12 protein-coding genes and 1 pseudogene are annotated in these 12,622 nt (G+C 73.7%); 6 read left to right on the forward strand and 7 right to left on the reverse strand.

The genetic code is table 11. The annotated features are described in order from the left end of the window. A pseudogene (locus ACZ45Q_RS33145) lies at positions 1 to 136 on the forward strand (5,10-methylenetetrahydrofolate reductase); the annotation flags it as partial. Between the two features lie 76 nt (positions 137 to 212). After that, on the forward strand, positions 213 to 347 hold the full coding sequence (locus ACZ45Q_RS33150) for a hypothetical protein (protein WP_468268586.1): 135 nt from the start codon (positions 213 to 215) through the stop codon (positions 345 to 347). Here ACZ45Q_RS33150 and ACZ45Q_RS33155 read toward each other — a convergent pair. Continuing rightward, entirely contained in the window at positions 311 to 982 is a 672-nt protein-coding gene (locus tag ACZ45Q_RS33155; protein WP_468268589.1) for a response regulator, read from the reverse strand. The two genes, ACZ45Q_RS33150 and ACZ45Q_RS33155, sit on opposite strands and share 37 nt — an antisense overlap. Further along, a complete protein-coding gene (locus ACZ45Q_RS33160) occupies positions 979 to 2,076 on the reverse strand; it encodes a sensor histidine kinase (RefSeq protein WP_468268592.1) in 1,098 nt (365 codons plus the stop codon). Before ACZ45Q_RS33160 ends, ACZ45Q_RS33155 begins: the two co-directional genes overlap by 4 nt. A gap of 167 nt (positions 2,077 to 2,243) precedes the next feature. On the opposite strand from ACZ45Q_RS33160, the gene ACZ45Q_RS33165 reads away from it, so the two are divergent. From ACZ45Q_RS33165 to ACZ45Q_RS33180, 4 genes are all read left to right on the forward strand, one after another. Next, entirely contained in the window at positions 2,244 to 3,254 is a 1,011-nt protein-coding gene (locus tag ACZ45Q_RS33165; protein ID WP_468268595.1) for a carboxymuconolactone decarboxylase family protein, read from the forward strand. 131 nt (positions 3,255 to 3,385) lie between these two features. After that, positions 3,386 to 4,120, forward strand: a complete 735-nt coding sequence (locus ACZ45Q_RS33170; protein WP_468268598.1) for a hypothetical protein — start codon at positions 3,386 to 3,388, stop codon at positions 4,118 to 4,120. 214 nt (positions 4,121 to 4,334) lie between these two features. After that, the gene (locus ACZ45Q_RS33175; RefSeq protein ID WP_468268601.1) at positions 4,335 to 5,039 is read left to right on the forward strand and encodes a cyclodityrosine synthase; all 705 of its coding nucleotides are present in this window, start codon (positions 4,335 to 4,337) and stop codon (positions 5,037 to 5,039) included. Beyond that, positions 5,036 to 6,226: a cytochrome P450 gene (locus ACZ45Q_RS33180; RefSeq protein WP_468268604.1), complete on the forward strand. Its 1,191-nt coding sequence runs from the start codon at positions 5,036 to 5,038 to the stop codon at positions 6,224 to 6,226. The genes ACZ45Q_RS33175 and ACZ45Q_RS33180 overlap by 4 nt, the downstream gene beginning before the upstream one ends. A gap of 55 nt (positions 6,227 to 6,281) precedes the next feature. Here the strand turns inward: ACZ45Q_RS33180 and ACZ45Q_RS33185 are convergent, their stop codons facing one another. The 5 genes from ACZ45Q_RS33185 to ACZ45Q_RS33205 all read right to left on the reverse strand — a co-directional run bounded on the left by ACZ45Q_RS33185 (position 6,282) and on the right by ACZ45Q_RS33205 (position 12,409). Beyond that, positions 6,282 to 7,283 carry a TIGR03842 family LLM class F420-dependent oxidoreductase gene (locus ACZ45Q_RS33185; RefSeq protein WP_468268607.1) on the reverse strand — a complete coding sequence of 334 codons (1,002 nt, stop codon included), beginning with the start codon at positions 7,281 to 7,283 and terminating at the stop codon, positions 6,282 to 6,284. Positions 7,284 to 7,322: 39 nt separating this feature from the next. After that, positions 7,323 to 8,726 carry a dihydropyrimidinase gene (hydA, locus tag ACZ45Q_RS33190; RefSeq protein WP_468268610.1) on the reverse strand — a complete coding sequence of 468 codons (1,404 nt, stop codon included), beginning with the start codon at positions 8,724 to 8,726 and terminating at the stop codon, positions 7,323 to 7,325. Positions 8,727 to 8,778: 52 nt separating this feature from the next. Continuing rightward, positions 8,779 to 10,062 (reverse strand): aspartate aminotransferase family protein, encoded by a 1,284-nt coding sequence (locus ACZ45Q_RS33195; RefSeq protein WP_468268613.1) that lies wholly within the window; start codon positions 10,060 to 10,062, stop codon positions 8,779 to 8,781. Next, the gene (locus ACZ45Q_RS33200) at positions 10,059 to 10,901 is read right to left on the reverse strand and encodes a nitrilase-related carbon-nitrogen hydrolase (protein WP_468268616.1); all 843 of its coding nucleotides are present in this window, start codon (positions 10,899 to 10,901) and stop codon (positions 10,059 to 10,061) included. The genes ACZ45Q_RS33195 and ACZ45Q_RS33200 overlap by 4 nt, the downstream gene beginning before the upstream one ends. A 173-nt stretch (positions 10,902 to 11,074) precedes the next feature. Beyond that, complete coding sequence (locus ACZ45Q_RS33205; RefSeq protein ID WP_468268619.1) at positions 11,075 to 12,409, reverse strand: hypothetical protein; 1,335 nt, start codon at positions 12,407 to 12,409, stop codon at positions 11,075 to 11,077. Positions 12,410 to 12,622: the final 213 nt, after the last annotated feature.

The following is a 12,622-nucleotide window of genomic DNA, read 5'->3' on the forward strand; positions in this document are numbered from 1 at the left end:
ACGACTCCTGGCCGAGGGCGCCCCCGGACTGCACTACATCACCCTCAACCGCTCCACCGCCGCCCTCGACATCCACCGCAACGTCCAGACCCTCGCCGGCACCCCGGCACGGCACCCGGCGGTCCCGCGTCAGTAACCATACAGGTGGGTATACTCCAGGTGTGGCCGAGGCCACGCCCAGCTCGGCAGCCGAGAATCTTGGAGAGCCCGCCATGAGGATGCTGGTGCGATTCGTCTGGAACCTGCTGCGCGACGCCGCCTACGGGGTCAACGCGGGCAACGCCATCCGGCACGGGGCGCCGGTCCCCGCTCAGCGGTGGCGGGCGGTGACCAAGCCCGACTCGTAGGCGAAGACGACCAGTTGGGCCCGGTCCCGGGCGCCGAGCTTGGTCATGGCCCGGCTGATGTGGGTCTTGGCGGTCAGCGGGCTGATGACCATGTGCGCGGCGATCTCCTCGTTGGTCAGCCCGCGGGCGGCCAGCGCGGTCACCTCCCGTTCGCGCCGGGTGAGGCACTCCAGTCCGGGCGCGGTGGCCCGGTCGGGCGGCCGGGCCACGAACTCCCCGATCAGGGTGCGGGTGACCGACGGCGACAGCAGGGCCTCGCCGCGGGCCACGACCTCGACGGCCTGGAGCAGGTCGGCCGGTTCGGTGTCCTTCAGCAGAAAGCCGCTCGCTCCCGCCCGCAGCGCCTCGAAGACGTACTCGTCCAGGCCGTAGTTGGTGAGGATGACGACCCGTACGGCGTCCAGGGCGGGGTCGGCGGCGATCCGGCGGGTGGCCTCGATGCCCGTCATCACCGGCATCTGCACGTCGACCAGCGCGATGTCGGGCACCTCGGCCCGCACCAGCGCCACCCCCTGTTCGCCGTCGGCCGCCTCGCCGACCACCTCGATGCCGTCCTCCGCCTCCAGCAGCGCCCGGAAGCCGGCCCGGATCAGCGCCTGGTCGTCGACGAGCGCGACCCGGATCGTGTCGGTCATCTCCCCTCCTCCAGCGGCAGTTCGGCACGGACCCGGAAGCCGCCCTCGGGGCGCGGCGCGGCGTGCAGGGTGCCGCCGAGGGCGGTGACGCGCTCCCGCATGCCGGTCAGTCCGGTGCCCGGCTCCGGCGGGCGGGAGGGGTCGGCGGCACCGTCGTCCTCCACGGCGACCGCCAGGCGCTCGGGGCCGTGGTCGAGGCGCACCGTCACCTTCGCCGGCCCCGCGTGGCGCGCCGCGTTGGTGAGGGCCTCCTGGACGATGCGGTACACGGCCCGGTCGACGGCGCCGGGCAGCGGGCGCCCGTCGCCGGTGACGGTCAGGTCGACGGCGAGGCCGGCCCGCCGGGCGCGCTCCACGAGCTGCGCGGGCGTCCCGGCGGGCTCTTCCGCGCGCAGCACGTTCAGCGCGGCACGCAGTTCGCGCATCGCCTCGCCGCCGGCCTCCTGGATGGCGAGCAGGGCGGGCGGCACCTCCTCCCCGCGTTTCCGGGCCAGATGGACGGCGACGCCCGCCTGGAGCTTGACGATGGAGATGCTGTGCGTCAGCGAGTCGTGCAACTCCCGGGCGATGCGCAGGCGCTCCTCGCCGGCCCGGCGGAGGGCGGCCTCCTCGCGGGTGCGTTCGGCCTCCAGGGCGCGCTGTTCGGTCTGGCGCAGATACGCCTGCCAGTTGCGGTCGGCGAGCCCGGTCACCACGGCGCACAGGAACCACCCGGCGAGCAGCGCGGTCCGCTCGGCCGCCTCCTGTGCGCCGGGCCCGGTCACCGCGTATCCGGCGAGGAACACCCCGGCCGCGCCCGCGGCGACGCCGCGGTGGCCGACGCGGGCCGCGGTGTGCACGGCGCCGAGGACGGGCAGGGCGGCGAGCGGCCCCGGATGGGCGTGCAGCACATAGGCGGTGCCGAGCGCGGTGGTGACCGCCAGGACCGCGCGGGGCGCGGCGCGGTAGAAGGCCAGGGCCGCACTGGCGAGCGCGACGAGCGCGTGGTCGAGCGCGGTCGTGTCGCCGTCGGCCGTGACCAGCACGAGCGCGCCGATCACGACGGCGAGCGCCGCGTCGGCGAGCCGTGCGCGTGTCACCCGGTGCCCGCTCATGCCCGCACCCTAGACGGCCGGACCGGCCGGGGCGTCCGCCCTGTGGACGGCTCGGGGACTACTCCCCGTGCAGTAGTTCCGGGTCCGGCCGGGCGCGGCCGGCGCAGCGCGGAAAGCATCCGGCGGCACGACGCCGGGGAGTGCCCCCGCGGCGCACCCTGGGGTCCATGACGTCCCACAGCACGCCCTTCCGCCACACCGACCCCCTCCCGCCGAAGTCGGCCACCGGCCGCGTCGCCGAGGTCTTCGCGCAGATCGCCCGTGACTTCGGCGTCGCCGAGCCGCCCACCTTCGTGGTGCTCTCCTCCGCCCCCGGACTCCTCGCCCCCGCCTGGGCCCTGCTGCGCGAGTCCCTCCTCGCCGGCCCCGGCGGCCGGACCGGCAAGGAGGTCGCGGCCTTCGGGGTGTCGCTCGCCAACCGCTGCCCGTTCTGCGTGAGCGCCCACACCGTGCTGCTGCACGCGGGCGGAGACCACGCCCTGGCCGAGCGGCTGTCGCGCGGCGAGGCCCCCGAGGACGAGCGGCACGCCCGTGTGCTCGACTGGGCGCAGCGCACCCGTGTTCCGGGCGCCGCCGCCGGGCCGTACCCGTTCCCGCCCGAGGAGGCGCCGGGCTATCTGGGCACCGCGCTGGCCTTCCACTTCATCAATCGCATCGTCTCCGCGCTGCTGACCGAGAAGCTGCTCCCCGGCGGTGCCGAGCGCCTGCGCCCGGCGCGCCGTCTCGCCGGACGGGCGCTCTCGTCGGCCGTGCGCCGCCCCGTGCCACCGGGCGCCGCCCTGGCCCTGCTGGACGAGCCGGGCCCGGGGCCGGCCTGGGCGGCCGGAACGCCGGTCGGGCCCGCGTACGCCGCGCTGCGCACGGCCGCGCTGGCGGGCGCGGGCCTGCTCGACGCCGAGGACCGGGCTCTCGTACGGGGGACGGTGAGCGCATGGGACGGCGGGCACCCGCCGCTCGCCCCGGACGGTTTCCCTGACCGGCGGGAGCGGCCCGGCGCGCGGCTGGCGCTGCTGGCGGCGCTCGCGCCGTACCGGATCACCGACCGCGACGTGGCGGCCTGGCGCCGCCCGGAGCACACCGACCACTGTCTGGTGCACCTCGTCGCGTACGGCGCGTTCCTCGCCGTGGACCGGATCGAATCCGCCCATTCCCCGCGCACCGCCCCCGAGACGGCCTAGCGGCGGGACCGTTGCGTCACCGGGCGGGCACGCAGCGAGTTGGCACTTCCGCCCCACCGGGACTCGTGTGAAACTGGCGTCCCGTCCGCAGTGCGGACCCGCTCCGCACCGTCCCCCACGAGAAGTGCGCCGTGCGTTCCCTTCCTCTGCCGCTCGCCCTCGCCGCGCGCCTGACCCCGGTCGCCGTGCTCGCCTCGGCGGGCTGGGCGCTGTCGTCCGGCCCGTTCGCCGCGGCGCCGGCCGCCGAGCACAAGCCGCAGTCGCAGACCGGGCGGACCGGGACCGCCTCGCCCTCCGCACCGTCGACGCAGGCGGTGTCAAAGACGTACGCCTCCGCGCCGGCGCCCTGCACCAGCCTGGCCGAGGGCACGATCTCCTCGCTGGTGCCGGGCGCGAGGACGGCGGGCAAGGAAATACCCTCGACGGATTCCGCAGTGCGCCGCACCTGCTCCTGGAACGCGCTCAAGGGGTACGACTACCGCTGGCTGGACGTCTCCTTCGAGGTGATGCGGTCCGACGAGGCGGCGGAGAAGTCGTACCGGGAACGGGTCGCGGACCGCAGCGGCGGGGGCGAGGTGCCCGGCCTCGGGGACGCGGCCTACTCGGTGGTGAACCTGACCACGGAGGACAAGCAGCAGACGCGCGAGGGCACGGTGCTGGTCCGCGCCGCGAACGCGCTGGTCGTGATCACTTACAACGGCAGCGACTTCGAGAGCAAGACGGCACCGAGCACCGACGAGATCAACAAGGGGGCCATCAAGGCGGCCAAGGAGGCGGTGGCCGCCCTGGAGAAGAAGCCGGACGGCGCGGACGGCACGGCCGGTTCCGACGGCGATGACGGCTCGGACGACGCGAGCGGCTCGTAGGGGCTCGGACGACGGCCCCGGATCGGCGGGCTCCGGCACGCGATGTCCGTTCCGTCCGGACTGAGCGGAGTTCAGCCGCCTACGAAATCCGCAGAGTTACTGGCCGGTCATGGTGTGTGACGCGCGGGGTTTCGGCTAAGTTGCTGCCCGGAGTTCGCCACACCGGGGGCACGGGGCCCCACTGGGACTAGCGGCTCCGAAGGAATCGTCCCCTTTGACGACCATCACGACCGACATATTCACCGTGCGGCCGTACACCTCCCACTGCCGGGTCATCGAACAGGAAGCCCATCACGCCGTCATCGGCGTCTCCCCCGGCAACGGATTCTTCACCGCCGACACGGTCACCGGCCTGGCGCACTGGGCGGCCGAGCGCTTCACCCGGGTCGACATCGTCTACACCGACATGTACGTCGCCGACATGTACGAGGCGCTGGGCTACGCGCCGGACGACGCCCGCCGCAAGGCGGTCAAGAACCTGCGCGGGGTGCGTGCCAAGGTCACGGCCGCCGCGCGGTCCGCCGACCCGGACGACATCCGGGTGCGGGCACAGCCGGTGTCCGCGCTGACCTCGCGGCCGGAGTACCGGCGGCTGAGCCGGTGGCTGGAGGAGCTCATGGCCGGCGATCCCGTGCTGCGGATGACCGTCGCCGATCTGGTGAATCGTTTCCTCAGAGACAAGGTCACCGGACGGGAGAGCACCGGACGGCAGCGAGAGGTGTGCACCCGCTACATCCTGGCCGAGCTGCCCCTGTTCATCGACTCCCCGGCGATCTTCGACGTCGCCTCCTCGCTCAACTGCTACCACCAGGTGCTGCCGCTGGCGGACCTGCTGTACGGGCCGGGGCACGGGCTGCGGGCCTCCCGCAACCAGGGCCACGGCATCATCACCCCCACGCGTACGGAGGCCACCCGGTGACGACCGCAGCCGGCACGGACCTGCTCGACTTCCCCTTCTCACCGCGCGGTGACCGGCTCCCCGACGAGGTGCCGGCCCTGCTGCGGGACCGCCCGGTGACCCGGGTGCGCACCATCGCCGGCGACGAGGCGTGGCTGGTGTCCTCCTACGCCCTGTGCAAGCAGGTGCTGGAGGACGACCGCTTCAGCCTCAAGGAGACCTCCGCCCCCGGAGTTCCGCGCCAGTACGCGCTGACGATCCCGCCGGAGGTCGTCAACAACATGGGCAACATCACCGGTGCCGGGCTGCGCCGGGCCGTGATGCGCGCCATCAACCCCAAGGCGCACGCCGACTGGATGGAGGACTACGCCGCCCAGCTGGCCGACCGGATGGTGGCCCAGGGGGCTCCGGCCGATCTGCGCCGGGACTTCGCGGTGCCGTACTCCACCGGCCTGCACTGCCGGCTGCTGGGCATTCCCCTGGAGGACGCCGACCGCCTCTACCGCAGTCTGCACGTGGCGTTCATGAACAGCCCCCGGCCGATCCCGGCCGCCGCGCTCAACTGGGAGCGCGACATCGCCTACATGAAGGCCCGCCTGGACGACCCGGACACCACCGGGCTGATGGGCGAGCTGGCCGCCCTGCGCGGCACCGCCGGCTACACCCACGTCTCCGACGAGATGTTCGCGACCGTGGGGGTCACCATGTTCGGCGCCGGGGTGATCTCGGTCATGGGCGCCCTGACCATGATGTGCACGACGCTGCTGCTCAACCCCGGCGTACGGGACCGGCTGGCCGCCGACTCCGGCCTGGTCCCGGCCGCGGTCGACGAACTGCTGCGCGTCAACCTGTCCATCGCCGACGGGCTGCCGCGCATCGCCCTGGACGACGTGCGGCTCGGTGACGTCACGGTGGCCAAGGGCGAACTGGTCCTGGTCCTGGTCGAGGCCGCCAACCACGACCCCGCCCGCTACGAGGACCCGCACACCATCCGGCTGGACCGCCCCGATGCGGGCACCCATCTGTCCTTCGGCGGCGGGGCGCATTACTGCCCGGCCACCGCCCTGGGCAAGAAGCACGCCGAGACCGCGCTGCGCGTCCTGCTCGACCGCATGCCCCGCCTCGGCCTGGCGGTCCCGGTCGAGCAACTGGTGTGGCGGACCGGGTTCATGAAGCGCATACCGGAACGGCTGCCCGTCCACTGGTAGGAGCGCCGTACCCGAAGTCCCCGAGGACCGTCCGCCTCGGGGACTCCCGCTCCGGTCAGGCGTTGACGGCCGGGATGACCTCGGAGCCGTACGCCTCGATCGTGGCCTCCTGCGCGTCGTGCATGTCGTACACCGCGAACTGGTCGACGCCCAGGGCCCGCAGCGCCTTCAGCTTCGCGATGTGGGCGGCCGGCGGCCCCAGCAGGCAGAAGCGGTCCACGATCGCGTCGGGGACGAAGTCGGTGGAGGGGTTCCCGGCCCGCCCGTGGTGGCGGTAGTCGTACCCCTGGCGGTCCTTGATGTACGAGGTGAGGGCCTCGGGCACCAGGCCGGAGTGCTCGCCGTACCGGCTCACCAGGTCCGCGACGTGGTTGCCGACCATGCCGCCGAACCACCGGCACTGGTCGCGCGCGTGCGCCAGGTCGTCGCCGACGTAGGCGGGCGCGGCGACGCAGACGGTCACCGAGGCGGGGTCGCGGCCCGCCTCCTCGGCCGCCTTCCGCACCGCCTTGATCATCCATTCGGTCAGGAACGGGTCGGCGAGCTGGAGGATGAAGCCGTCCGCCTTCCGCCCGGCCAGCGCGAGCGCCTTCGGCCCGTAGGCGGCCATCCACACCGGAAGCCTGCCGCCGCGGACCCAGGGGATGCGCACGGGTTGGCCGTCGACGACGGCCTCGCGGCCCTCCGCCAGGTCGCGGACGACGTCGATGGCCTCGCCCAGCCGGGCCAGGGTGTTCGGCTTGCGGCCGGCCACGCGCATCGCCGAGTCGCCGCGGCCGATGCCGCAGACGGTGCGGTTGCCGAACATGTCGTTGAGGGTGGCGAAGGTGGAGGCGGTGACCTCCCAGGTGCGGGTGCCCGGGTTGGTCACCATCGGCCCGACCTTCAGTTTTCGCGTGTTCGCCAGGATCTGACTGTGGATCACGAACGGTTCCTGCCACAGCACGGCGGAGTCGAAGGTCCAGCCGTGGGTGAAGCCGTTGCGCTCCGCCCGTTTCATCAGGCTGACGACGCGGGAGGCCGGCGGGTCGGTCTGAAGGACGAGTCCGAAGTCCATCTGCGCCACTCCATGTCGCTGGTTGTCGGCTGCCGTCGGCTAGTTCAGGTACTGGCAGGTGGCGCGCGGGGTGTAGACGCCGTGGCCCTTGCGGCCGGTGTACTCCCGCTCGGTGATGACGGGGACACCGCGCGAGAGCACGGTGTCGACCCGGCCGGTGACCCGCTTGCCCTCGTACGCCGAGTAGTCGACGTTCATGTGGTGGGTCTCGGCGGACATGACCTGCTCGGCGTGCGGGTCGTAGATCACGACGTCGGCGTCGGCGCCGGGCGCGATGGTGCCCTTCTTCGGGTACAAACCGAACATCCGGGCCGGGGTGGCACAGGCGATCTCGATCCAGCGGCGGCGGGAGAGGTGCCCGTCCAGGACGGCCTGGTGGAGCAGGTCCATGCGGTTCTCGACGCCGGGCAGGCCGTTGGGGATCTTGGAGAAGTCGCCGCGGCCCAACTCCTTCTGGCCGGCGAAGCAGAAGGGGCAGTGGTCGGTGGAGACCACCTGGAGGTCGTTGGTGCGCAGGCCCCGCCACAGCGCCGCCTGGTGCTCGCGCGGGCGCAGCGGCGTGCTGCACACGTACTTGGCGCCCTCGAAGTCCGGCTCGGCGAGGTTGTCGGTGGACAGGAACAGGTACTGCGGGCAGGTCTCCCCGAAGACGGGCAGCCCCTCGTCGCGGGCCCGGGCCAGCTCGGCGACCGCCTCCGCCGCCGAGACGTGCACCACGTACAGCGGTGCCCCGGCGACCTGGGCGAGGCGGACGGCGCGGTGCGTGGCCTCGGCCTCCAGCAGGCTCTTGCGGACCTCACCGTGGTAGCGGGGGTCGGTCTCGCCGCGGGCGAGGGCCTGCTCGACGAGGACGTCGATGGCGATGCCGTTCTCCGCGTGCATCATGATCAGTCCGCCGTTGGCGGCGGACCGCTGCATGGCACGCAGGATCTGGCCGTCGTCGGAGTAGAAGACGCCCGGATACGCCATGAACTGCTTGAAGGAGGTCACGCCCTCCTCCACCAGCAGGTCCATCTCCTTCAGCGTCTCCTCACGGACGTCGGAGACGATCATGTGGAAGCCGTAGTCGATCGCGCAGTTGCCCTCGGCCTTGGCGTGCCAGGCGTCCAGCCCCTCGCGCAGGGAGTGGCCGACGCTCTGCACCGCGAAGTCGACGATGGTCGTCGTGCCGCCCCAGGCGGCGGCCCGGGTGCCGGTCTCGAAGGTGTCGGAGGCGAAGGTGCCGCCGAAGGGCAGTTCCATGTGGGTGTGCGCGTCGACGCCGCCCGGGATGACGTACTTGCCGGTGGCGTCGATGACGTGCGCGGCCGTGAACGACTCGGCGGCCGGGGTGCCGGACGCGGCGAGGGCGGCGATGCGGCCGTCCTCGATCAGGACGTCGGCGTGGATCTCGTCGGACGCGGTGACGACCAGGCCACCGCGGATCACGGTACGGCTGCTCATGCTGCTTCCTCCTGCTCGGTGCGCGGTCGGCGACGTGCGGGGGCGGCGGTGCTCACAGACCGCGCAGCGCGCGTTCCAGGATCGCGGCGCCCTCCTCGGCCTCGGCGACGGTGAGGGACAGCGGCGGGGCGATGCGCAGCACGCTGGTGCGGTGCCCGCCGCCCTTGCCGACCAGCAGACCGCCGGCGCGGGCCGCCTCCAGCACGGCGGACGCGGCCTGCGGATCGGCGTCGTCGGTGCCGGGACGGGTCAGCTCGATGCCGATCAACAGTCCGCGTCCGCGCACCTCGCGGACGTGCGGCACCTGGGCGGCGACGGCCCGCAGCCGCTCGATGAGCAGGCCGCCGACCCGCCGGGCGTTGCCCTGGAGGTCGTGTTCCAGCAGGTACGAGAGGTTGGCGAGGCCGGCGGCCATGGTGACCTGGGTGCCGCCGAAGGTGGAGATGCTGTTGGCGTCCAGGCAGTTCATGATCTCGGCGCGGGCGATCACCCCGCCGATGGACATGCCGTTGCCGATGCCCTTGGCGAACGTCACGATGTCCGGCGGGCCGCCGCGCCCGTGCGCCTGCCAGCCCCAGAAGTGCTCGCCGGTGCGGCCCCAGCCGGTCTGCACCTCGTCGGCGATCCACAGGACGCCGTGCTCGTGCAGCACCTCGCGGAAGGCGGCGTACAGGCCGTCGGGCGGGGAGGTGAAGCCGCCGACGCCCTGGATCGGCTCGGCGATCAGCGCGGCGGGCGGGCGGGTGTGGCCGAGCAGGTCGGTGAGGTCCTCGACGCAGGCGGCGATGAAGTCGCGGTCGTCCAGGCCGGCGTACGGGCCGCGGGTGCGCACCCCGCCGTGGACGTAGAGCGTCTGCAACGGGGACAGGGAGGTCGGGGACCAGCCGCGGTTGCCGGTGATGCCGACGGCGCTGAAGGAGCGGCCGTGGTAGCTGTTGCGCATCGCCAGGATCGTGTTGCTGCGCCGGTGAGTGGTGGCGAGCAGCAGGGCGGTGTCGTTGGCCTCCGTGCCGGAGGTGGTGAAGAAGACGCGGGCGTCGGGGATGCCGCTGACGTGGGCGATGCGCTCCGCCAGTTCGACCATCGGCCGGTTGAGGTAGAGGGTCGAGGAGTGCACGATCCGCCCGGCCTGCTCGCTCACCGCCTTGGTCACCTCGGGCAGGGCGTGCGCGGTCATGGTGGTGAGGATGCCGCCGAAGAAGTCCAGGTACCGGTTGCCCGCGGCGTCCCAGACGTGGCGGCCCTCGCCGTGGGTGATCTCCAGCGGCTCCTCGTAGTACAGGGCGAGCCAGTCGGGCAGGACGGACCGGTGGCGGGCGAGCAGGTCCCGGGTCACGGCCGCACCAGCCCCTCGTAGGCGTCGGGGCGGCGGTCGCGGTAGAACGCCCACTGCTGCCGCACCTCCTCGACGAGGCCGAAGTCGAGGTCCCGGACGACGAGTTCCTCCTTGATGTCGCTGGCGACGTCGCCGACGAACTGGCCGCGCGGGTCGACGAAGTAGGAGGTGCCGTAGAAGTCGTTGTCGCCGTACTCCTCCTGTCCGACGCGGTTGATCGCGGCGACGAAGTACTCGTTGGCGACGGCCGCCGCGGGCTGTTCCAGCCGCCACAGATGGGCGGACAGGCCGCGGTGGGTGGCGGAGGGGTTGTAGACCAACTGGGCGCCGTTGAGGCCGAGTTGGCGCCAGCCCTCGGGGAAGTGGCGGTCGTAGCAGATGTAGACGCCGACCCGGCCGACGGCGGTGTCGAAGACCGGCCAGCCGAGGTTGCCGGGCCGGAAGTAGAACTTCTCCCAGAATCCCTTGACCTGCGGGATGTGGTGCTTGCGGTACGTCCCGAGGACGGTGCCGTCGGCGTCGATGACGGCCGCGGTGTTGTAGTAGAACCCGGACTGCTCGATCTCGAAGACCGGTACGACGATCACCATGCCGGTCTCGCGGGCGAGGGCCTGCATCCGGCGGACGGTCGGGCCGTCGGGGACGGGCTCGGCCCAGCGGTAGTGCTCGGGGTCCTGGACCTGGCAGAAGTAGGGGCTGTTGAAGACTTCCTGGAAGCCGATGATCTTCGCGCCCTGCCGGGCCGCCTCGCGGGCGTGCTCCTCGTGTTTCGCCACCATGGACTCGGTGTCGCCGGTCCAAGTGGCCTGGACCAGAGCGGCGCGTACGACGTTGGCCATGAGCTGCTCCTTCAACGGGACGCCAGAGCCTCTACGCCCGTAGACGCAGGCCGTAGAGGCACGACCGTAAGCCTCGGCGCAGGGCTTGCCAAGACCATCGTCACCAAGCCGTGGTGTCGACCGCGTTTCACACCCCTGTGGGTGAGCGGGCGCACGCCGGGGGCGCACGGGTGTCAGGAGGCGAGTCCGGCGACGCGCAGGGCGTGCACGAGGTCCCAGTGGCGCTCCCGGGACACTCCTTCCGCGGCCTCCAGCAGCAGCGGCACGATCACCCGAGGGCCGGGGACGGCGCTGCGGGCGGCCTCCTCGGGGGTGCGGACGCGGACGTAGGCGTCGAGCAGCGCCCGCACCTCGCGCCGGCGTCCCTCGGCGGCCAGGGCGAGCACGCCCCTGCCGACCTCGGGGGCGGGCCGGGCCACGCCCTGACGCAGGATCTGCTCGGCGTCGTCGGGGCGGTCCGCGGCGGCCAGCGCGTCGGCGGCGGCCACCAGCCGGTCGACGGGCAGTGAGGCGGCCTCCCACAGCAGGGTCGTCCAGTCGGCGCCGAGCCCGGCCTGCCGCAGCCCGGCGGCCAGCAGCGGGAGCCGGGCGGCGGGCCCGTGGGCGGCCTCGGCCAGCAGCACGTGCGCCTCCCCGCTGCGCCCCTCGGCACGCAGCCGCGCCAGCGCCGCGACCAGTCGTACGGCCTCCCGCCGGTCCGCGTCGCCGGCCACGGGCGCCTGCGGCACCACCGGCTCCGGGGCCTGGCCGGCCCCGGCGAAGCGCGCACCGCGCGGGGCACCGCGGCCGGCGGCACCGGGCCGGCCGGGCAGGCTCGGCGCGACCACGGGCGGTACCGCCGGCCCGGCGGCCTCCTCGGCCACCTGGTCGTCCAGCCCGGCGAACCGCGCACCGCCGCGCCGGCGCTTGCGAGGTCTGTCGGGCGGGGTGGCGCGCGGCCCGCCGGAGCCGTCGGGCACGCGCCCCGGGCTCGTGCCCGACGGGGTCCGCTCCCCCGTCGTGCGGCGGTCCAGCGCCTCGATGCGTGCGCGAAGTTCCGTGCAGCGGGCCGCCGCCCGGGCGTGGTCGTCGCGTGCCCAGGCCAGGTCGACGCGGAGGGAGCCGGCCTCGCCGGACGCGGGGGCCGCGGCGAGGAGCCGGCCGAGTTCGGCCTGCCGCTCGGCGGCGTAGCGCCGCTCGCGCAGCATGACGTCGAGCCGGTCGGCGAGGGCGTCGCGGGCGCCGGGCCCGGCGTCGTACTCGGCGAGGGCCGCGGTGTGCAGGGCGCGGGCGCGCTCCGTCTCGGCGCGGGCGCCCGCGGGGTCGTACCGTGCGGCGAGATCGCTCAGGAGCGACTCCACCAGGTCCCACGGCGGCACATCGCGCCCGTCGAGGAAGTCCCGCATGCCGTCCGGGTCGCGCCGCCAGAACACCCCGCACCAGCCGTCGTCCTGGTCCAGACGGGTCAGCAGGTCCGCCAGGTAGGCCGCGAACCGCCTGGTCCGCCCCGGCAACCGATCCGCGGTCATCGCTCAACTCCCCGAACGCAGTGGAGCCTTCCGGTCCGGTCGGCCAGGAAACACCAGGCGTGTTACGGGGCGGCTACGGGGAGTTTTCCGCGGGCGACACGCGGGGGCGCGGGCGACGCGGGGCCGCGGGCGGCGCGCGGGCCGCAGGCGGGCGGCGCGCGGGCCGCAGGCGGGCGGCGGGCCGGCGGCGGGCGGCGGGCCGGCGGCGGGCGG

Source organism: Streptomyces sp. NPDC031049 (assembly GCF_055571015.1).